Here is a 20,679-nt window from a genome sequence, read left to right on the forward strand (position 1 = left end):
AGTCTTGCTCGCCCGGCAACTTCCGCTGGCCGCCGCGCCGGCTGAGCTCTGGGAGCGGGTCGAGCGCCGCCTGGATGTTCCAGCTTCGATTTCCCGTATCCCGCGACTGACGTTTCGGCCGTTTCCGCTCGCTGCCACCGCCGCGGTGTTCGTCCTCGCTTCGCTTGCCGTTCTCTGGTACTACCGCCTGCGGGATCCGCTGCAGGTCACCATCGCGTCTGCGCCTCTCACCACGCTGGAGTCGGCCGCGCTCTCCCAGCATCGGGCCCTGGTTTCCGGCGAAGAAAGTCTGGACTACTTCGCCCACGACCCGCTCGACCTGCGGCAGTGGGTGGAGCGAAACACCCAGCTTCATGCCAGCCTGGCGCTCACGCGCCCGGTGGCGGAGGCCGCGCACTATCGCCCGGTGGGAGCGCGCCGCATCGTCGTCGGCGGCGTCGAAGTAGCCGTGCTCGCTTACCGCGTGGACGAGCATCACGTCACGGTGCTCACCGCGCGCCTTCAGGACCTCGGCGACGCGCCGCACCCCGGAATCTTCTCTAAGGACATCGCCTTCCGTTCCCTGGCCCCCGGCGATCTCAAGATGCTCACTTGGGGCACCGCCGGCCAGGCCTACGTGATGGTGTCCGACCTGCCCGGATTCGGCCAGCGAAGCTGCTTCATCTGCCATACCGACGAACAGCGCCGCGACCTCATCCAGCGCGCGCAGCCCAGGCCGGCCCGCACCCACTGGTGGAATTACGGAGTAAGCCAGTGATTCGCATCCGACGCGCTGGTTCCGTGGCGCTCATCACCAGCTTCATGAAGGATCAAACCACCAACGATTCTCACCCCTGACCGGAGACTACGCATGCGTAAACAAGTCGTGCCAGTTCTAGTCGTCGCCCTTGCCTGTGCCATTACCGCGTTCGCCGCCGAAGCCGACGTCAAGATCGGTGGCCTCCAACGCCACGCCTGGTTCGGCGCTGCCGTAGATCCGCCGGACAAAAGGGCCGGTGCGCCTGTAGGTCGCGTCGATGAAGGCACCGTCGCTGCCCAGGCCGGCCTGCGCCGTGGCGATGTCATCCTGCGCGTCAACGGCACTTTGCTGGACAGCCCGCTGGCCTACGACCGGGCGTTCGTCGCCTTGCGCGGCGGTGACACGGCGCGTCTCGAAGTCCTGCGCGACGGCCAGACCTTCGAGCGCACCGTCACACTCCCGCCCATGCCCCTGCAGACCTTCCCCGGCATTGATGTCACCTACGATTCGGTGCTTTCAGAGAACGGCCTCCGCTTCCGCACCATCATCACCAAGCCGAAGAACGTCACCGGCCGCCTGCCCGGTCTCTTCCTCGCCGGCTGGCTCAGTTGTGACTCGGTGGAGGTTCCTGTCGGTCCCAAGGGCGGCATCGAGAAGCTTCTCGACATTCTCATCACGCAGTCCGGCTTTGTTGTGATGCGCATGGACAAACCGGGCATGGGCGACAGCGAGGGTCACTGCAGCCAGGCTGACTTTCAGACGGAGCTGGCCGGCTACCGCGCCGCCATGCGCACCTTCAAGGCCCTCGACTACGTGGACCCCGAGCGCATTTACATCTTCGGCGACAGCAACGGCGCCGCGTACGCTCCCCTCATCGGCAACCATGCCGGTGTGCGCGGCTACGTCGTTTCCGGAGGATGGGCCAAGACCTGGCTGGAGCACATGCTCGAACTCGAGCGCCGCCGCCTCGCCCTGATGGGCCAAAGCCCCGGCGACATCACCGAAAAGCTCCGTGGCTATTCCGAGTTCTACAGTGCCTACTACAACCAGAAGCTCACGCCGGCAGAAGTCATCCACCGCAAGCCCCATCTCGCGGGCCTCTGGTATGACGCTCCTGAGCACCAGTACGGTCGCGCTGCCGCGTTCTACCACCAGCTTCAGGACCTCAACATCGCCGGCGAGTGGTCAAAGGTCAGCGTACCTACGCTCTCCATCTACGGGGAATACGACTGGTTCATGAGCGCCGACGACCACCAGGCCTTCGCCGCCCTGGTGAACAAGAATCGTCCCGGAGCCGGCCGCTACGTCATGCTTCCCAAGACGAACCACAGCTTCAACGTCTACGAGAGCCAGGAGAAGGTGTTCCGCGGCGAGGGTGGCAAGTTCAGCGAGACCGTTGGTCCGCTCATCCTCGAGTGGCTGCGCGAGCAGAACTCGGCAGGGAATTAGCTCCTGTTTCTCGGCAGGGGCCCTTTCACGTAAAATTTACATCCCTGCAAACGCGCTGTAACGCTCCGCAGCCACACTGAACTCCGGGCAAATGCGCGGTCGTCCCATTTGGGGGGACGCTAACCAGCGAACCGGGACGGCCGCCACTCGCCCTGATTTCATCGGCGTCATTGCGGAAAGGGCGCGTCCGAAGCGCCCTCCTACTTCTTGGGTTGCGCCGTCGGCGGCAGCACCCCGTTCAGCCGCAGGTACATCGCCGCCATGCCGTAGTGGTCAGCCCAGTTCGTTGCTGCCCCGATCACCGCCGCTGCCCGCGGCCGCTGCTGCTGGCCAAAGGCCACAGAGTCCCCCAGCTTGGAATCGTCCATCTTCTCGAGCGCCGTTCCGCAGTACGCGAACGATGCCTTCATCTCCTCCACCAGTTTCTCTTTCGCATCGGTGTCTTTTGTCTTCAGTTCCGGCTGCGCTTCGCCCGCGATCTTGGAGCAGAAAAAATAGTTGGCTTCAGCCGTATGCACCGCCAGGTGCGCAAAGGTCATCTGGTCTGCCGTGGGTTTGAAGCTGTACTTGTCCGCCGGCATCGCCTCCGCCGCGGCCACGATGTTCTTGGTGTTGCGTTCCAGCAGCGCCTTGACGGTCGAGGTCACCGGTCCCGGCTCGGATTTCTTGTCGTCCGCCGCGAGACTTGCGCCAACCAGCGCCATAGCGAGAACTATCAGCACTGCAGATCGTTTGGTCATGGATGCTCTCCTTGGGAGCGCCCCTAGCATAATCTCGCCGCTCGTTACCGCAAAGCCCGCGCCGCTTCCACTTTTTGCGATAATGAATAGGTTTGGCTTCCGGCGGCGCGCGGTTTTGGGTGCTAGACTTTGGAAACGGTTTCTTTCTGCGGCTCGGATTCTTGGGGTGAGCGACGATGTCGGAAAAATCTTCCAACCAGATGACTGAGCTCGATGCGGTTGAGCTTCGCGAGTGGCTCGACTCCCTCGACTACATTCTTCAGAACGGCAACCCCGAGCGCGCCGGCCGCTTGCTCCAGCATCTCCGGGCCCACACCGAGGAACGTGGCATCAAGCTCCCTTTCACCGCCACCACTCCCTACTGCAACACCATCCCGGTGGGAAAGCAGCCGCCCTTCCCCGGCTCGCAGGAGGTCGAACGCCGCATCAAGAGCCTGGTCCGCTGGAACGCACTGGCCATGGTCGTGCGCGCCAACCGCCTCGAGGAGGGTATAGGAGGCCACATCTCTACCTACGCCTCCGCCGCCACGCTCTACGAGGTAGGCTTCAACCATTTCTTCCGCGCCGGTACGGCCGACCATGACGGCGACGTCATCTACTTCCAGGGCCACGCTGCCCCCGGTATCTACGCCCGCGCCTTCCTCGAGGGACGCCTCCCGGTCCAGCGCCTGGAGAACTTCCGGCGCGAGCTCAAGCCCGGCGGCGGCCTCTCTTCTTATCCGCATCCCTGGCTAATGCCGGACTTCTGGCAGTTTCCCACCGTTTCCATGGGGCTCGGCCCCATCATGGCTATCTACCATGCCCGCTTCATCCGCTATCTCGAGGATCGCGGACTGAAGAAGCCTTCCGACTCCAAGGTATGGGCCTTCCTGGGCGATGGCGAAACCGATGAGCCGGAATCGCTCGGCGCCATCACCCTGGCCTCGCGCGAGAAGCTCGATAACCTCATCTTCGTGGTCAACTGCAACCTCCAGCGCCTCGACGGTCCCGTGCGCGGCAACGGCAAGATCATCCAGGAGCTCGAGGCCGCCTTCCGCGGCGCCGGCTGGAACGTCATCAAGGTCATCTGGGGCAGTGAGTGGGACCCACTGCTCGCCCGCGACCACGACGGCCTGCTCCTCCGTCGCATGGAAGAAACCGTGGACGGCCAGTACCAGAAGTACGCCGTCGAGACTGGCGCCTACGTGCGCGAGCACTTCTGGGGCGCGGATCCGCGCCTGCTGGAAATGGTTAGCAATATCTCCGACGAGGGGCTTAAGCGTCTCAAGCTCGGCGGCCACGACCCCATCAAGGTCCACGCCGCGTACAAGGCGGCCTTCGAGCACCAGGGATCTCCCACCGTCATCCTCGCCAAGACCATTAAGGGATACGGCCTTGGCGAAGCTGGAGAAGGCAAGAACATCACCCACCAGCAGAAGAAGCTGAATGAGGACGAGCTCCGCGCCTTCCGTGCCCGCTTCGGCGTTCCTGTCTCTGACGAGGATATCGCTGGCGCTCCCTTCTACCGGCCCGACGACGACGCTCCGGAGATGAAATACATGCAGGCGCGCCGCCAGGAACTGGGTGGCCCTGTGCCCGCGCGCGCCATGCTGGCCCAGCCGATCAAGCCCGTCTCGGAAGAACTATTCGAGGAGTTCCATGCCGGCACCGAGGACCGTAAGGTCGCCACCACCATGGTCTTCGTGCGCCTGCTCTCCAAGCTCCTGCGTGATCCTCAGATTGGCGACCTTATCGTGCCCATCATCCCCGATGAAGCGCGCACCTTCGGCATGGAAGCGCTCTTCCGCCAGGTCGGCATCTACTCCCACGTCGGCCAGCTCTATGAGCCCGTGGATATGGATACGCTGCTCTACTACAAGGAGGCCATCGACGGCCAGATCCTGGAGGAAGGCATCACGGAAGCCGGCTCCGTGTCTTCATTCATCGCCGCTGGTACGGCGTACGCCAACCACGGTATTAACACCATCCCCTTCTTCATTTACTACTCGATGTTTGGCTTCCAGCGCATCGGCGATCTCATCTGGGCGGCTGCGGATTCCCGCTGCCGCGGCTTCCTGCTCGGGGGCACGGCCGGCCGCACCACCCTCGCCGGCGAAGGACTCCAGCATCAGGATGGCCACAGCCACTTGCTCGCCTACCCGGTGCCCAACTGTCGCTGCTACGACCCGGCCTTCGCCTACGAGCTGGCCGTCATCATCCAGGACGGGATCCGCCGCATGTACGTCGAAGGTGAGAGCGTTTTCTACTACCTCACCGTGATGAACGAGCCCTACGCCATGCCACCCATGCCCAAGGGAGTGCAGCAGGGCATCCTGCGCGGCATGTATCGCTTCCGCGCTGCAGGGAAGAAGCACAAGCTGCGCGCGCAGTTGTTTGGCTCTGGCGCCATCCTGCCCCAGGTCATCAAGGCGCAGGAGTTGCTCGAAAAGTACGACGTTGCCGCCGACGTCTGGAGCATCACCAGCTACAAGGAGCTCTACCGCGACGGAAACGCCGCCGAGCGCTGGAACATGCTGCATCCCAAGTCGAAGCCGCGTCGGGCCTACGTGACCGAGTGTCTCGAGGACGCCCCCGGTGTCTTCGTCTGCGCCTCCGATTACGTCAAGGCCCTGCCCAACTCCATCGCCCGTTGGTTCCCGCGGCCCATCGTCGCCCTGGGCACAGACGGCTTCGGACGCAGCGAGAGCCGTGCCGGCCTGCGCGACTTCTTTGAAGTGGACGCTCGCTTCGTCACCCTGGCCGCGCTCAGTGCCCTGGCGCGCGAAGGCCAGCTCAAGCCCGAGGTCGTGCAGAAAGCCATCCGCGACCTGGAAATCGATGCGGACAAACTCGACCCCGCGGTCTCTTAGAGGAAGGAACCTTTTCGTTGGCCACTGAATTCCGGATTCCCGAGCTGGGCGAGAACGTCACCTCCGGTGATCTGGTCAAGATTCTGGTCGCCGAAGGCGACAGCATCGCAAAAGACCAGCCGGTGGTCGAACTCGAGACCGACAAGGCCATCGTCGAAGTACCCTCTTCCGTCGCCGGCACCGTATCCAAGATCCACGTCAAGGCCGGCCAGAAGGTAAAGGTCGGTGATCTCATCCTCACTGTCGAAGACGGCGCTGCCGCCCGGCCAGCTAAGGCAGAAAAGAAAGAGGAAAAGAAGAAGGCAGCTGCCGAAAAACCCCCGGAGAAGAAATCTGCGAAAGAGGAAAGGCAAGAGTCCCAAGCCTCCGCGGTCGTCGCTCCGCCGCCCCCTGCTGCGGCGGTCAGCGCGCCCCAACCGGCGCCGGCCACCGAGGCTGCACCGACGCGTGCGGCTCCCGCTGCGCCGCGCGCGCAGGCCCCAGCCTCACCCGCCATCCGTCGCTTCGCCCGCGAGTTGGGCATCGATATCAATGAAGTCCGCGGCGGCGGCCCCGGCGGACGCATCACCGAGAGCGACGTCAAGGCCTACGTCAAGCAGATCACTACCGGCGCGCGCGTCGCGCCCTCAGCCGCGGCTGTTCCCGCCGAACCGCTTCCCGATTTTTCCAAGTGGGGCGCCATCGACCGCCAGCCCATGCGGGCCATCCGCCGCGCCACGGCGCGCCACCTCAGCTACGCCTGGTCGACCATCCCGCACGTCACCCAGCAGGACAAGGCCGACATCACTTCGCTCGAGCAGCTTCGGGAAAAGTTCGGTAAGCGCGCGGAGGAGGCCGGAGGCAAGCTCACCGTCACCGCCATCGCGGTCAAGATCATCGCTTCCGCGCTCAAGCACTTTCCGCAGTTTGCCGCGTCCATCGACATGGCGCGTGAAGAGGTCATTCACAAGAAGTATTGCCACATCGGGATCGCTGTGGATACCGAGCGCGGCCTGCTGGTTCCGGTCATCCGCGACGCCGACCAGAAGAATCTCATCCAGCTCTCGGTCGAACTCTCCCAGCTCGCCGAGAAGGCCCGCACCGGCAAGCTCACACCGGCGGAGATGGAAGGTGGCGTGTTCAGCATCACCAACCTGGGTGGCATCGGCGGCACATCGTTCTCGCCCATCGTCAACGCGCCCGAAGTTGCCATCCTGGGCCTTTCCCGCGGACGCCAGGAGCCGGTCTTTGTCAGCGGCATCTTTCAGCCACGCCTCATGCTCCCGCTCTCGCTCTCCTACGACCACCGCCTCATCGACGGCGCCGACGCCGCCCGCTTCCTGCGCTGGGTCGCCGACGCCTTCGAGCAACCCTTCCTGCTCCCGCTCGAGGGGTGATGCCTTTCCATGCCTGACACCACCCATCTCGCTGTTATCGGCGCCGGCCCCGGCGGATACGCCGCCGCCTTCCTGGCTGCCGACCTGGGCCTCGACGTCACCCTCATCGACGCCGAGCTCAACCCGGGCGGCGTCTGTCTCTATCGCGGATGCATCCCCTCCAAGGCTCTTCTGCACGTCGCCAAGGTCATCGACGAAGCTGCGCGCGCGTCTGCCTGGGGTGTCACTTACCCCGAGCCCAAGCTCGATCTGGCGAAACTTCGCGGCTGGAAGGACGGCGTTGTTTCTAAGCTGACGGGCAACCTCGGCATCCTGGCGCGCACGCGCAAGGTGAAATACATCCAGGGTCGCGCCTCCTTCACCGACTCCAGCACGCTCACCATCACGCAAGAAGGGAGCAAGGGCGCTCAGACGCTCAAGTTCCAGAACGCCATCATCGCCACCGGCTCGCGACCTGCTTCCGTTCCCGGACTTTCCATCGACAGCCCGCGTGTCCTCGACTCAACTTCCGCCCTCGAACTCAAGGAGGTTCCCAAAACGCTGCTGGTCATCGGCGGCGGTTACATCGGCCTCGAGCTGGGTACGGTCTACGCCACACTCGGCTCCAAGGTCACCGTGGTGGAGATGCTCGAGGGCCTACTGCCCGGCGCCGATCGCGACCTCGTCAAGCCGCTCCATCAGCGTCTGGAAAAGCTGTTTGCTGCTATCAAGCTCAAGACCAAGGTCGCCTCCATGCAGGAAGGGAAGGACGGCCTGCGCGTGAAGTTCGAGGGCGACGACGCATCCGAGCAGACCTTTGAGCAGGTTTTGGTTTCCGTCGGCCGCAAGCCCAACCCAGTCCCGGGCATCGAGAACACCAAAGTCAAGGTAGACGCGAGGGGCTTTATTCAGGTGGACGTGCAGCGCCGCACCACCGACCCCGCCATTTTCGCCATCGGCGATGTCGCCGGCGAGCCCATGTTGGCACACAAGGCTTCCCATGAAGGACGCGTCGCCGTCGAAGCTATCGCCGGTCACAAAGTCGCCTTCGAGCCCAGTGCGATCCCCGCCGTCGTGTTCACCGATCCCGAGATCGCCTGGTGCGGGCTCACGGAAACGCAAGCGGAGAAGGAAGGGAAGAAGGTGGAGGTCGTGCGTTTTCCCTGGGCTGCATCGGGCCGCGCGATGACGCTCGACCGCTCCGACGGCGTCACCAAGCTCGTGCTCGAACCCGAGACGCAGCGCGTCTTGGGTGTTGGCATCGCCGGCCCCGGTGCCGGCGAGTTGATCGCCGAGGGCGTACTGGCGGTGGAGATGGCTGCCCTCGCCACCGACCTCAAGCTCAGCATCCATCCCCATCCCACGCTCTCGGAGACGGTCATGGAAGCCGCCGAAGTCTTCTTCGGCCAGGCCACGCACCTCTACCGCCCCAAGAAGAAATCCTGACCCACGATTTGGGAGCAAGCCTTTTGCCACGGGTGCGGCGCTGTTCCATGTAGAACATTGCATGCCGCCTTTCCCATTCGGCAACACGGCGGTGTTAGAATCGCATTGCGAGGTGGTCGTGGCGCGCGCCCCATTCGGCCTGGAAATCGCGGACAACTGCCTGAACTGCTCCCTTCGTTCAGACACCTTCTTCTGCAGCCTGCCCAAGGACGCACTGCAGAACTTCCAGACCATTGCCTCACCGGCAGCCTTTCCGTCCGACGCCGTGCTCTTCGTCGAGGGTCAGCAGCCGCGCGGCATCTACGTCCTCTGTTCGGGCAAGGTGAAGCTGTCTATGGGTTCCGCCGAAGGCAAAGTGCTGATCCTGCGCATCGCTGAAGCCGGCGAAGTGCTGGGCATCAGCGCGACCGTTTCCGGCCGTCCCTACGACTTGACGGCAGAAACACTGGAGCCGACGCAGGCCAACTTCGTGCGGCGCGACGACTTCCTGCGCTTCCTGCAGAAACACTCCACCGCTTGCTTCCGCGCCGCGCAGCAGCTGAGCGACAAATACGATGTGGCCTGCCGCGAAATCCGTTCGCTCGGTCTGTCTCATTCCGCAGCAGAGAAGCTGGCTATGTTCCTGTTGCAGCTGGCCGCCCGCGACGTCGCCCGCGGTGGCAAGGGCAACCGCATCCGCGTGACCCTCACCCACGAGGAAATCGCGCAGATGATCGGCACCTCGCGCGAAACCGTCACCCGCCTGCTCACCGAGCTCCGCAGGAAGCAGTTCATCGGCTGGAAGGGTTCCATCCTCGAGATCCGCAACAAGACTGCGCTCCAGGCCCTGGTGGGTTCCTAGCTTTTCTCTGTCACTTGCATTCGTGACCGTGGTCACAGTCTTGGACTGTCGTTTGCCTCCAAGATGCGCTCCAATGCCGGCCCCGTCCAAGAGCGCGCGCCAACCCTGCTCAACCGTCGGATGCGATTTGTGTCCGGAGCAGGACTTCCACGATGCCTTTCACGAAGACTGGGCGAAGTTCGAGCGGCGCTTCGCCGAACGAGCCTATGCCGAGGGGGAACTGCTGTTCCGCGAGGGCCGCAACGCGCGCGGCATTTATGTCCTGCGCGCGGGTGAGGCGGAATTGGTCGTGCACCCATCGGGTGGCAAGCGCATCGTGGTTTGCAAGGCCGGACCGGGCACCCTGCTGGGCCTGAGCGCCGCCATCAGTGGCGCTGCGGCCGAACTCAGCGCGGAACTGACCCGGCCGAGCCGTGCCCGCTACATTCCGCGCCCCCAGTTCCTGCGCTTCCTGAAGCAGCACACCGCCGCCTGGCTGCCCATCCTCCACCGGCTGAGCCACGAAGTGGAGCAGGCGCACCAACGCGTGCATGCCATCCGCGAAAGCCAGCCGCGCCGGCGCCGCGCCTCTGCCGACTGATTCCCCCTACGTTTCGCCCCGAACCGTGAGCACCGGGCAGTGTGCCTCGCAGGCCATGGTGTAGGCGGTGCTGGCTGGCAGATGGGCAGAGAAGGCCGCCACCGGTTTGACGCCCATCACGATCAGGTCGGCGGCGCAGTCCGTGGCCACGCGCAGGATCCAATGCCGCACCTCGCCCATGCGCACCAGAAACTCCGGCTCGCACCACAGTTCGGCCTCGGGTGGAACCAGCTTGTGCAGGCGCCGCACCGCGTCGGTGCGGATGTCCAGTTTCTGCTCCAGCTTGGCGCCGGGGTGCTCTTCCGCCACGTGCAGCAGCGTGATGCCTGCCTGGTTCTCCTGTGCCAGGGAGACAGCGTACGGCGCCGCCGCTCGCGAGGGCTCGCCGAAATCCGTGGGAAACAGGATGTGATGGAAGCCGATTTCCTCGGGCGGGCGGCGTGCGGCGTGCGGTCCCACGGTCAGCACCGGGCAAGGCGCCATGCGGAAGATTTCTTCCGAGGCCGAGCCCAGTACCATCTTGCCCAGGCCCTTCTTGCCGCGCGTGCCGGTGACCACCAGGTCGATCTCCTGGCGGCGGATCATGTCGCCCAGCGCGTCCCAGATCTCTCCCCGCCCGAACAGGCCCTGGTGGGCGATGTTTTCAAGCGCAGGTGATGCCAGCAGCTCTTCCATGGCCTTTTCTGCAAACTGATCCTGGGTTTGCCCGGCGGCCGCTCGTGCCGGCGGCGGCGGATAGATTTCCGGCAGCAACACGTGCGCCACGTAGAGCGTGGACTGGTAACGGCGCGCGATGGCCGCGGCGTACACCAGCGCCGTCTGGGCCGGAGCGGAGAAGTCGGTTGCCACCAGGATGTTTGCCAGCGAGATGCGCGTCTTTGCATCGAGCACTTTCATTTCACACCTTCCCCGGCCCGAAGTCAGGGAACCGGGACCTCGGGCATCAGCACTTCTTCCACCGGGCGGCGAGGCTCGGGCCGCACGTCCCGCCCGTAGCCCAGGCGCATGAGCATCTGCGGATAACCGTATCCGTCGCACAGGTCGCACAACTTGCTTCGCAGGTCCGGCAACTCGACGGGCTGGTTGAGGAACGACGCCCAAATCTCATGGGCGCGCGCCATCAGCAGCACACGGGCCAGAGCCTGTCCGGCTGCCAGCCAGTCGTAAGGCCAGTCGCCGTCGGTCCCCAGCACCGCCAGGGCCGGCGATCCCGCCGCGATCCTGCGGTCGGAGGCGGCGGTCTGCCCACCCAGGTCGAACGTGCGGATGAAGAACGGACCGCCCCGCGACATCAAGTCGCCGTGCCCGAACCCATAGCCGCGCATGCCGTCACAACTGGAGCTGGCGTTGGGATGCATCCATGACGCCAACTCGCGCCGGAAGCGCCGGTCGGCCCACTCGACACGGTCGCCTTCCGCCACCAGGTCCGCCACCCGGTTGCGCTCGTCCTCGCTCTGCAGGATGTGCAGCCAGGCGCCTTCGGCGCGCGCTTCCACTCGCAACTGGAAGAGCACGCCTTGGTCCACAGGCCGCGGCTCGAAGGCCAGTCGGTTGGTCCTCCGCCGCGGGATGGCGTGGAATATTTCTTCTTCCTCTATGGTTGGCGGATGCATGCGGCCCAGCCGGACGCGGGCCAGCAGGTCGGGATCGGATGTGTCCGGAAAGAGCGCGACCTCTCCGGCATGGCCGAAGTGGCGGATGGCGATACGCAGGTGGAGCAGCGCCGCGCCACAGCTCATGATGAGCTGGCGATCATCCGGGTCCACCACCGGCAGGCCGCGGCTGCGGTCGGCATAGAGTTCCACGGCGTCGTCGCGGATGCGGAACAGCCAGGGCTGGGTGTTATGGCTGGAGGGGGCCAGCACGGCATAGCGCAGCAGGAAGCGCAGCTTGTCGGCGGCGCGCCCTTCCACCGGATAGTCACCCTCGGAAATCTGCCAGGCCTCCAGGGGTGCGGGCGGCAGGATGGTCTGGACGGCGGCGGACATAAGGCACCTCCTCGCACACGACGTCCTGATTTGAGCCTAGAACCGTGCCGCGCCAGCGGCAGTGACTGCCATCACAAGCGCGCGTGAGACAGGACACCGTTCGCCAGTCGGTCCGGCGGCGACGATATCCGCGCCAGCCGTTACCATGGAGCGGCCATTCCTGTTTCGGAGGCGCGCGTGAGCATCAAGGACGATCCACCAACCTCGCTTGGTTTCTGGCCCTCGTGGGCGCATCACATCGGCGATCTGGTTTTCGGCGCCAACGACGGCATTGTGACCACCTTCGCCGTGGTCAGCGGCGTCACCGGGGCGGCGCTGAACCCTGCCATCGCCGTGGTGCTCGGCTTCGCCAACCTGCTCGCCGACGGCTTCTCCATGGCCGCCGGCGCCTACCTGGGACAGCGTTCCGAGCAGGACTACCGCGTGAGCGTGGACGGCCACATCCACGAAGGCCGCATCCACGCGGTGGGGCACGGCGCCGCCATCTTTGTAGCTTTTCTGGGCGCCGGCTGCGTGCCCCTTCTGCCTTTGCTGATCACTCGCGAGCACGCCTTCGCCATCTCCTGTGCGGCCACGGCGGTAACGCTGTTCATCGTCGGCAGCCTGCGCACCGTGATCACCCGCGGACGCTGGCTGGCCAACGGCCTGGAGATGTTGCTGGTGGGATCGGCCGCCGCCGCCGTTTCCTACGCCGTTGGACATCTGCTGGGAAGTATGGCAAGAGGATGAAGAGCCGCCTCCATCGCCGGCGCTATACTCGCTGCGCATCCTCCCGCCGGGAGCCAGCCCGATGAAGCCTGCGCCCGCACCGCTTTCCGATCCCGCGTATGACGTGCTGCGTGCCGAGCACCAGCCGCTGGACGCCTTCTTCGCGCCCCGCTCGGTAGCGGTGATTGGCGCGACCGAGCGCCCCGGCAGCGTGGGCCGCAGCATCCTCTGGAACCTGCTCAGCAGCCCCTTCGGCGGCACGGTATTTCCCGTGAATCCGGCGCGCCCAAGTGTGCTCGGCATCAAGGCCTATCCCGCCGTCGGGGCGGTGCCGGAGAAAGTGGACCTGGCCGTGGTGGTGACGCCCGCCGCGACCGTACCCGCTGTCATCGGCGATTGCGTAGACGCAGGCGTGCGCGCCGCCATCATCATCTCCGCCGGCTTCAAGGAAGTGGGTGAGCAGGGCGCGGAACTGGAACGCCGCGTACTGGACCAAGCCCGGCGTGGGCGCTTGCGCATCATCGGTCCCAACTGCCTCGGCCTGATGAGCCCCTTCACCGGACTGAACGCCACCTTCGCGCACGACATGGCGCGCCCCGGCAAAGTGGCCTTCGTCAGCCAGAGCGGTGCGCTATGCACCGCCATCCTCGACTGGAGCCTGAAAGAGATGGTGGGCTTCAGCGCTTTCGTCTCCGTGGGCTCGATGCTGGATGTGGGCTGGGGCGACCTCATTTACTACCTCGGCGACGATACCCGCACCGAGAGCATCGTGCTCTACATGGAATCCATCGGGGATGCGGGCGCCTTCCTCTCCGCTGCGCGCGAAGTCGCGCTCTCCAAGCCCATCATCGTCATCAAGGCGGGACGCACGGAACAGGCGGCGCGTGCCGCCGCTTCCCACACCGGCGCGCTCACCGGCAGCGACGAAGTTCTGGACGCTGCCTTCCGCCGCTCTGGCGTGTTGCGCGTGCGCAATATTGCCGACCTTTTCTACATGGCGGAAGTGCTCTCCAAGCAGCCGCGTCCTCGCGGGCCGCGCCTGGCCATCGTGTCGAACGCCGGCGGTCCGGCGGTGCTGGCCACCGACGCCCTCATTGCCGGTGGCGGAGAGCTGGCGCCTCTCGCGCCCGAAACCCTCAAGGCGATGGACGAATTCCTGCCGCCGCACTGGAGCCACAACAATCCCATCGACATCCTGGGCGATGCCGACGCGCAGCGCTACGCGCGTGCGCTCGAGGTCGCTTCCCGTGATCCCAACACCGACGGCATGCTGGTAGTGATGGCTCCGCAGGCCATGACCGATCCCACCGGCGTGGCCGAACTCCTGAAGCCGTTGGCCTCTTCCACCGGCAAGCCCGTCCTGGCCAGTTGGATGGGCGGCGCTGAGGTTTCGGGCGGTGAAGCCATCCTCAACCGTTCCGGCATCCCCACCTTTCCGTATCCGGACACAGCGGCGCGCGCCTTCAATTACATGTGGCGCTACAGCTATAACCTGCGCGGGCTGTACGAAACGCCGGTGCTGCGCGCCGAGTCGGGCTCGGAACCCGACCGCGCTCGTGCCGCGGAGATGGTTGCGGCCGCGCGCCGCGCCGGGCGCACGCTGCTGACCGAGTTCGAGTCCAAGCAGGTCCTGGCCGCCTACGGTATTCCTACGGTCGAAACGCGCGTGGCACGTTCGCCGCAAGAAGCGCGGGAGCTGGCCGAATCACTGGGATATCCCGTCGTGGTCAAGCTGCACTCAGAGACCGTTACGCACAAGACGGACGTGGACGGAGTCAAGCTCAACCTGGGCGACGGCGACGCCGTCGAGCGCGCCTGGCGCGAGATCGAGTCTGCGGTACGCAAGAAGGCGGGCGAAGGACATTTCCTGGGCGTTACCGTGCAGCCCATGGTACGCACCGACGGCTACGAGCTGATCCTGGGCTCCAGCCTGGATCCGCAGTTCGGTCCGGTCCTGCTGTTCGGCGCCGGAGGTCAACTGGTGGAAGTGTTCCGCGACCGCGCTCTCGCTCTTCCGCCCCTCAACACCACGCTCGCGCTGCGCATGATGGAGCAAACCAAGATCTTCGCCGCGCTCAAGGGAGTCCGCGGGCGTGCCGCGGTGGACCTCGATGCCCTCGAGCAGTTGCTGGTGCGCTTCGGGCAGTTGGTCGTCGAGCAGGCGGCCATCTGCGAGATTGACATCAACCCGCTGCTGGCCTCGCCCGAGCGCCTGCTGGCTCTGGACGCGCGCGTCGTGGTGCATCCCCGCGAAGTAAGCGATGAGCGCCTGCCGCGGCCTGCCATCCGTCCCTACCCGTCGCAGTATGTGGCACCGTGGCGGATGGGCGACGGCACGGAAATCGTCATTCGCCCCATCCGCCCGGAGGATGAGCCCTTGATGGTCTGGTTCCACCAGACGCTCTCCGAACGCAGCGTCTACCTGCGCTACTTCCAGCAATTGCAACTGGCGCAGAGGGTCTCGCACGAACGCCTGACCCGCATCTGCTTCGTGGATTACGACCGCGAGATGGCGCTGGTAGCGGAAAAACAGGACGGTCACAACGGCCAGCCGGAAATCATCGCCGTGGGCCGCCTCAGCAAACTTCATCTCGCCGAGGAAGGCGAGGTTGCGTTCCTGGTCAGCGACCAGTACCAGCACCACGGTGTGGGCACCGAACTGCTGCAGCGCCTCATCCAGGTGGGCCGGGACGAAAAGTTGCGCCGCATCCTGGCCTACATGCTGCCCGAGAACCGCGCCATGCAGCGCGTCTGCGAGAAGCTCGGCTTCCGCTTGCGGCCTGTGCCCGACGAACCCCTCATCGTGGGCGAACTCGACCTCTGACCGCGACTTGCGTGCGGTTTATCACCTCTTCCGGTGACGCTTATCACAGCCTTGCCATACACCCCGCAGTAGTCTCGTTTCAGGGGCGGGAGGCTCGCCTGTGATTTCGCAGTGTGCCAATCCGGGTTGTTCCGCTCCCTTCCGCTATCTGCGCGAAGGGAAGCTGTTTCAGCTCTACACCGATCCCGAGCCTGGAACCGGAGAACGCACCGAGACCTCCCGCCGCATTGAGTACTACTGGTTGTGCGGCCGCTGTGCCGCCACCATCACTCTGTTGTTCGAACACAAGGATGGCGCCGTCAGGGTGCACTTGAAGCACCACGGTGAGAGTGGAGGATTTATGCCGACGAACGAAGTCCAGACCATCAGGGCCAGGGAGATTCCGCTGAACAAGGACGACCGCGACCTGCTCGAACTGCTCAAGTTCGAGCTGGACTTCCTGGAAGCGGGCGGCTACGGCCGCTCCGTGCACACGCCGCAAGTGCCCACCCGTCCCTTCCAGGACTCCATCACCTGCATCAACTACGGCGACCCGCAGCGCTCGCGTCCCTGCGAAGAGTGCCTGCTCATGCAGTTCGTGCCGGAGTCGCGCCAGCACGAGAATGTCCCCTGCCATCACATCCCCCTGACCGAAAAAGGGGAGACCGTGGAAACGCTGGAGGCGTGCGGTAACCAGGCCGTGTTGGAAGAGGCCATGATCCACTGGCTGCGCGCCGCCATTCGCCGCCTGGAGCAGGATCGCGCCCTGGCCCAGGCCGCCAAGGGTGTGTGAGGAGGAGATGGGCAAACGCATCTTGATCGTCGATAACGACGAGACCGTGCTTTGTGCGCTCGAGTGCCTGCTGGGCACCATGGGCTACGAGACCGAAACCGCCTGGAGCGGAGCACAGGCTCTGGAACTGCGGCGCGCGCAGCCCTTCGACCTGGTCTTGCTCGACGACCAGCTCTCGGATGCGGACGCGGTCGAGATGCTGCAGCAACTCGCCGCTTTCCGTCCTCTCCCTCCTGTAGTCGTAACCCAGAACATTCCGTACTCGCAGCGGAAGGCGCAGCGTTTCCTGGGCCTGGGCGCCTCGGCGGTGGTGGCTAAGTGTGATCTGGAGGAGATTGCGGAAGTCGTTGCCACTTTTGCGCCGCGGCCCCTTCCCGAAATTCCCGCCACCGAGCGCGACGATCCGTTGGCCGTCAGCGGGCCTCGCATCGTCTCCCGCCGCAGTTCTTGAACGTTCACTTGCGCATTCCTCTCTTCAATCGGGTTTACAGTCCGGCTTTTTCGTTTTGGGATAGGGAACTGAGCAGGCGGTCACGGCCGGGCGATGGCCGCAGTCCCCTTGAATCTGGCCCCGAGCTGGGTTATGAAAGGACCGATTCTCACTAGGGTCCCCACCGAGCGCCAACCTCTCCTGGACGCTAAGGGCACCGATTGCAGGTAGAGGGACATCCAGGCGCAGGTGTGACCGCCATCACAGACCGGTTTTGGGTGCTCTTGCGATAAAAGTGTCCAGTTGTGTTTGCACTTATGCCGGCAAAAAAGGAAGGGGGACACCGCATGCGCCCTTCGCAGGCCGTAAGAATCACACTTCTCAGCAGCATTCTCCTCTGTCTTCTGGCTTGGCCGAATTCTCCTCCCGCATCGCCCGCGCTGATTCCGGTTGCGTTGGCGGCCGAGGTTCCGCATCCGCCGCAAGGCAAGGCGGAGGATTACGTCGGGGCAGAAACCTGCCAGACCTGCCACGAGGACAAGTTCAAGCACTTTGAGACCACCGCCCACTTCCGCACCACGCTCGACAAAAAGAAGGGGCCGGAGTACCAGGGCTGCGAAGCCTGCCACGGCCCGGGTCGTGAGCACGTTGAAGGAGGCGGCGACGTCTCGAAGATTTTCAGCTTCAAGGGCAAGTCGGCGGAAGAAATCTCCAAGCGCTGTCTGGATTGCCACCAGTATGGCGAGGAGCACAGCAACTTCGCGCGCTCCGTTCACCTGGAGAACAATGTGAGCTGCATCGACTGCCACTCGCCGCATTCCGCCAAGGCCAAGGTGGCGCTGCTCAAGGTCGACCAGCCCAACCTCTGCTACACCTGCCACCTGGATGTGAAGCCCGAGTTCTCCAAACCCTTCCACCACCGCGTGAACGAGAAGCTGGTGAAGTGTACGGATTGTCATAATCAGCACGGTGGGTTCCTGACCCGTCAGCTTCGTTCCACCACGGCCCAGGACTGGGTCTGCTTCAAGTGCCACACGGAAAAAGCCGGTCCCTTCGTGTTCGAGCACGCTCCCATCAAGACTGAAGGCTGCCTCGCCTGCCACACGCCACACGGTTCCACTAACCCTCGGCTGCTCAAGCGCAGCCAGGTGAATCTGCTCTGTTTGGAGTGCCACACCTTTACCGTGGACTCGGATATTCCTGTTACCCCGAGTTTCCACAACCAGACTGCGAAGTACCAGGCATGCACCCTGTGCCATCAGGCCATTCACGGCTCCAACTTTAGTGAAGTCTTCTTCAAGTAGGTGACCAATGAAGACCATGTGCCATGATTTCGAGAATCCGATTCCAGGTGCTCGCGGTCTTCTGGCCGGGGGCGCGAGGCTGTTCCTCGCCGTGTGTCTGGTCAGTGCCGCCGGTCTGGCGGTTGCTCAGGACCAGCCGGACGAAGGCATCAATTCTGGCAATTACAACATCCACCAATCCATCGAGTTCGGCGGGCGCATCACCGACTACTCCGGGAACGGGTCGTTGTGGAACACCTTCGTCAACCTGTACGACGGTCCCCGTCTGCTCGAGCACACTCTCCAGATGCGCTCCCTGAATCATCAGGGCACGCTGTTCGACGACCTCTACGTCTCCAGCTTCGGCTACGGCGGCGACCCCAACAACGTCACCCGCCTTAAGGTGACCAAGAACAAGTGGTATAACTTCACCGCTAGCTTCCGCAGGGATCGCAATTTCTGGGACTACAACCTGCTGGCCAACCCGCTGAATCCCGACACCTCGGTGCCGGCCGTGCCCATCGACTTCAGCCCCCACCGCTTCGAAGTGGTGCGCCGGATCAGCGACTTCGATCTCATCCTGCGCCCGCAAGACCGCTTCCGCATCCGCCTGGGATATGGCCAGAACGTGAGTGAAGGGCCCTCCTTCTCCAGTTTCCATGAGGGCACCGACGTGCTCGTGTTCCAGGACTGGAGGCAGATTCTGCATTCCTACCGCATCGGATTCGACTTCAAGTTTCTGCCCCGCACCAACATCAGCTACGACCAGTTCTTTAACTATCAGAAGGGAGACAACAGCTACACCGACGGGGTCTTGCGCGATCCGAGATTGCCGTACTTCGCGCAGTGCCCCGGTGCAGGCTGCATCATCCGGCTTCCCGATGGGACCACCACGACGGTGGATCAGGTGGACCTGGGTTTGATTCTTGATACGGCTGCCAACTCGCCCTGCGCCACTCCCATCAACGACTTCACCACCACGCCGCAGACAGCGAACCCCACCTGCAACGGATATCTGCTCTACAACCGCTACGCCAAGGTGCGGTCGAACTTTCCCACCGAGCAGCTGAGTTTCCAGAGCAGCTACTTCAAGAACGTGGATTTTTCCGGCCGCTTCGTCTATAGCGGTGGCGACACCGACGTGCCCATCTACACCGAGCAGTATGCGGGACTGGTCACTCGCACGCGCCAGCGCTCGTTCACCTTCGGTCCCAGCCACGAACTGGGCGACATGATCGGCTTCCCCGATCCCATCGGTGCACACCGCATCTCGGTGAGTGCGGATTTCGGTGTTACCATCCGCTTCACCGACAAGTTCCGCATCGTGGATAACTTCCGCTGGTCCGACTTCCGCATCCCGGGCATTGCTGCGCTGGAGGAGAATTCGCTGTTCGGCACCAACATGACCGTAGCGCCGAACGTGTTCAGCACGGCCACCTGTCCGGCCCCGTTTACGGCGGCGACCTGCCCCTCACACAGCAGCAGCTCCCCGGCGGACATCGCGCACGAGGGCTTCGTGAGCTTCCTGGGTCAGGACACCAAGATCAACACCATTCAGCTCGAGTACGATTTCACCCGCCGGGTAGGGGCGCGCCTGGGTTACCGCTTCCGCGATCGGGTCATCCGTCATGGCCATTTCGTGTTTGAGGACTTGACGTTTTTCCCGGCCACCGCGCAGCGCGGTGCTTGCAACGCCACTAATCTCGCCAATGGCAGTGCGGTACTCGATCCCGTGACCGGCATTTGCCAGGCGGAGGTGGAAGAAGGCTCGGGCATCTTCGAAGGCGAGCCGCAGCTCGAATTCAACGAGCACTCCGGATTGTTCGGGCTCTGGGCACGCCCCAACGATCAGTGGCGTTTTAGCTTTGACGTGGAAATGATGTCGGCCGACAACGTGTTCACCCGCATCATGCCGCGTAACCGGCAGCAGTACAAGTTCCGCACCACCTACAAGCCCCAGGATTGGATCTCTCTCGGCTTCAACTTCAACATCCTGGAACAGCGCAACAACGTTCCCGACGTTCAGAACCGGCAGCACTATCGCTACTACGGCTTCTTCGCCGCCTTTATCAAGGACAACTGGGGACTGGACCTCGGCTACAACTTCACCGACATCTTCTCCACCACCAACATCTGCTATGTCTATCCGGTTGCTCTGGGTACTGCCAATAGTCTTTCCCTCTCGCCCGAGTGCGCCATTGCCGCCGGCGTTACCTCGCCTCCCAGCCCGACCGGCAACTACTTCTTTGACGACGTTTCCACCTACAACAACGACATCCACTATGGCTCGATTAACTTCTTCTTCAAGCCGGTACCGCGCGTGAGGGCCGGAGTCGGCTACACGCTCACCAGCAGCGCCGGCTCGACGCTCATCCTCAACCCTGTTTCGCCGCAGGGGCCCCTGGGCATCAACTACCATCTACCGTCGGCCGACCTGTCGGTGGAGCTCACCAAGCGTTGGATGGCGAAAGGCGTCTGGAACTATTACGGCTACAACGAGAAGTCCGATGCCGGCTTCACGCTGCCAGGCGGATGCTTCGGCTTGACAGCGCCGAGTATCAACACCCCGAACGGCATCTGCACCGGGCGCGACGTGCGCGGCAACGTGGTTACGCTCTCGTTGCGCTATGCGTTCTGAAACGGTTGAAATCAAAGGCCCGCGGGTGTGTGACGTT

16 protein-coding genes are annotated in these 20,679 nt (G+C 63.9%); 13 read left to right on the forward strand and 3 right to left on the reverse strand.

Translation table 11 applies throughout. From position 1 onward, the window contains the following. The first annotated feature begins 4 nt into the window (after positions 1–4). Both VLE48_04110 and VLE48_04115 read left to right on the forward strand, forming a co-directional pair. Entirely contained in the window at positions 5–757 is a 753-nt protein-coding gene (locus tag VLE48_04110; GenBank protein ID HSA92171.1) for a hypothetical protein, read from the forward strand. 93 nt (positions 758–850) lie between these two features. Then, positions 851–2,188 (forward strand): PDZ domain-containing protein, encoded by a 1,338-nt coding sequence (locus VLE48_04115; protein ID HSA92172.1) that lies wholly within the window; start codon positions 851–853, stop codon positions 2,186–2,188. Positions 2,189–2,388: 200 nt separating this feature from the next. Here the strand turns inward: VLE48_04115 and VLE48_04120 are convergent, their stop codons facing one another. Then, positions 2,389–2,928 (reverse strand): DinB family protein, encoded by a 540-nt coding sequence (locus VLE48_04120; protein ID HSA92173.1) that lies wholly within the window; start codon positions 2,926–2,928, stop codon positions 2,389–2,391. A 200-nt stretch (positions 2,929–3,128) separates the two neighbouring features. Here VLE48_04120 and aceE point away from each other — a divergent pair, with 200 nt between their 5' ends. From aceE to VLE48_04145, 5 genes are all read left to right on the forward strand, one after another. Continuing rightward, positions 3,129–5,777, forward strand: coding sequence for a pyruvate dehydrogenase (acetyl-transferring), homodimeric type (aceE, locus tag VLE48_04125; GenBank protein ID HSA92174.1), 2,649 nt, complete (start codon positions 3,129–3,131; stop codon positions 5,775–5,777). A gap of 17 nt (positions 5,778–5,794) precedes the next feature. After that, entirely contained in the window at positions 5,795–7,153 is a 1,359-nt protein-coding gene (locus tag VLE48_04130; GenBank protein ID HSA92175.1) for a 2-oxo acid dehydrogenase subunit E2, read from the forward strand. 9 nt (positions 7,154–7,162) lie between these two features. After that, positions 7,163–8,578, forward strand: a complete 1,416-nt coding sequence (lpdA, locus tag VLE48_04135; protein ID HSA92176.1) for a dihydrolipoyl dehydrogenase — start codon at positions 7,163–7,165, stop codon at positions 8,576–8,578. A 61-nt stretch (positions 8,579–8,639) separates the two neighbouring features. Next, the gene (locus VLE48_04140) at positions 8,640–9,419 is read left to right on the forward strand and encodes a Crp/Fnr family transcriptional regulator (protein HSA92177.1); all 780 of its coding nucleotides are present in this window, start codon (positions 8,640–8,642) and stop codon (positions 9,417–9,419) included. 127 nt (positions 9,420–9,546) lie between these two features. Continuing rightward, positions 9,547–9,999, forward strand: coding sequence for a cyclic nucleotide-binding domain-containing protein (locus VLE48_04145; GenBank protein ID HSA92178.1), 453 nt, complete (start codon positions 9,547–9,549; stop codon positions 9,997–9,999). 6 nt (positions 10,000–10,005) lie between these two features. Here the strand turns inward: VLE48_04145 and VLE48_04150 are convergent, their stop codons facing one another. Further along, complete coding sequence (locus tag VLE48_04150; protein HSA92179.1) at positions 10,006–10,896, reverse strand: universal stress protein; 891 nt, start codon at positions 10,894–10,896, stop codon at positions 10,006–10,008. Between the two features lie 23 nt (positions 10,897–10,919). Continuing rightward, on the reverse strand, positions 10,920–11,987 hold the full coding sequence (locus tag VLE48_04155) for a hypothetical protein (protein ID HSA92180.1): 1,068 nt from the start codon (positions 11,985–11,987) through the stop codon (positions 10,920–10,922). A 177-nt stretch (positions 11,988–12,164) separates the two neighbouring features. Between VLE48_04155 and VLE48_04160 the strand changes: the two genes are divergently transcribed. The 6 genes from VLE48_04160 (at position 12,165) to VLE48_04185 (ending at position 20,642) form a co-directional block, all read left to right on the forward strand. After that, positions 12,165–12,716, forward strand: a complete 552-nt coding sequence (locus VLE48_04160; GenBank protein ID HSA92181.1) for a VIT1/CCC1 transporter family protein — start codon at positions 12,165–12,167, stop codon at positions 12,714–12,716. Positions 12,717–12,777: 61 nt separating this feature from the next. Beyond that, positions 12,778–15,519, forward strand: coding sequence for a bifunctional acetate--CoA ligase family protein/GNAT family N-acetyltransferase (locus VLE48_04165; GenBank protein ID HSA92182.1), 2,742 nt, complete (start codon positions 12,778–12,780; stop codon positions 15,517–15,519). Positions 15,520–15,619: 100 nt separating this feature from the next. Continuing rightward, the gene (locus tag VLE48_04170; protein HSA92183.1) at positions 15,620–16,291 is read left to right on the forward strand and encodes a hypothetical protein; all 672 of its coding nucleotides are present in this window, start codon (positions 15,620–15,622) and stop codon (positions 16,289–16,291) included. A 7-nt stretch (positions 16,292–16,298) separates the two neighbouring features. Continuing rightward, positions 16,299–16,742: a response regulator gene (locus VLE48_04175; GenBank protein HSA92184.1), complete on the forward strand. Its 444-nt coding sequence runs from the start codon at positions 16,299–16,301 to the stop codon at positions 16,740–16,742. Positions 16,743–17,176: 434 nt separating this feature from the next. Continuing rightward, positions 17,177–18,025, forward strand: a complete 849-nt coding sequence (locus tag VLE48_04180) for a DmsE family decaheme c-type cytochrome (protein HSA92185.1) — start codon at positions 17,177–17,179, stop codon at positions 18,023–18,025. A gap of 7 nt (positions 18,026–18,032) precedes the next feature. Further along, the gene (locus tag VLE48_04185; protein HSA92186.1) at positions 18,033–20,642 is read left to right on the forward strand and encodes a hypothetical protein; all 2,610 of its coding nucleotides are present in this window, start codon (positions 18,033–18,035) and stop codon (positions 20,640–20,642) included. Positions 20,643–20,679: the final 37 nt, after the last annotated feature.

The sequence above is a fragment of the Terriglobales bacterium genome (assembly GCA_035454605.1).
In the GTDB taxonomy this organism is placed as follows: domain Bacteria; phylum Acidobacteriota; class Terriglobia; order Terriglobales; family Acidobacteriaceae; genus DATMAB01.

Bases quoted from the DNA above. Each gene is read 5' to 3' on its own strand.
- VLE48_04115 (HSA92172.1), top strand. From the start codon at position 851: ATGCGTAAACAAGTCGTGCCAGTTCTAGTCGTCGCCCTTGCCTGTGCC.
- VLE48_04120 (HSA92173.1), bottom strand. From the start codon at position 2,928: ATGACCAAACGATCTGCAGTGCTGATAGTTCTCGCTATGGCGCTGGTT.
- aceE (HSA92174.1), top strand. From the start codon at position 3,129: ATGACTGAGCTCGATGCGGTTGAGCTTCGCGAGTGGCTCGACTCCCTC.
- lpdA (HSA92176.1), top strand. From the start codon at position 7,163: ATGCCTGACACCACCCATCTCGCTGTTATCGGCGCCGGCCCCGGCGGA.
- VLE48_04140 (HSA92177.1), top strand. From the start codon at position 8,640: ATGCCGCCTTTCCCATTCGGCAACACGGCGGTGTTAGAATCGCATTGC.
- VLE48_04150 (HSA92179.1), bottom strand. From the start codon at position 10,896: ATGAAAGTGCTCGATGCAAAGACGCGCATCTCGCTGGCAAACATCCTG.
- VLE48_04155 (HSA92180.1), bottom strand. From the start codon at position 11,987: ATGTCCGCCGCCGTCCAGACCATCCTGCCGCCCGCACCCCTGGAGGCC.
- VLE48_04165 (HSA92182.1), top strand. From the start codon at position 12,778: ATGAAGCCTGCGCCCGCACCGCTTTCCGATCCCGCGTATGACGTGCTG.
- VLE48_04175 (HSA92184.1), top strand. From the start codon at position 16,299: ATGGGCAAACGCATCTTGATCGTCGATAACGACGAGACCGTGCTTTGT.
- VLE48_04185 (HSA92186.1), top strand. From the start codon at position 18,033: ATGAAGACCATGTGCCATGATTTCGAGAATCCGATTCCAGGTGCTCGC.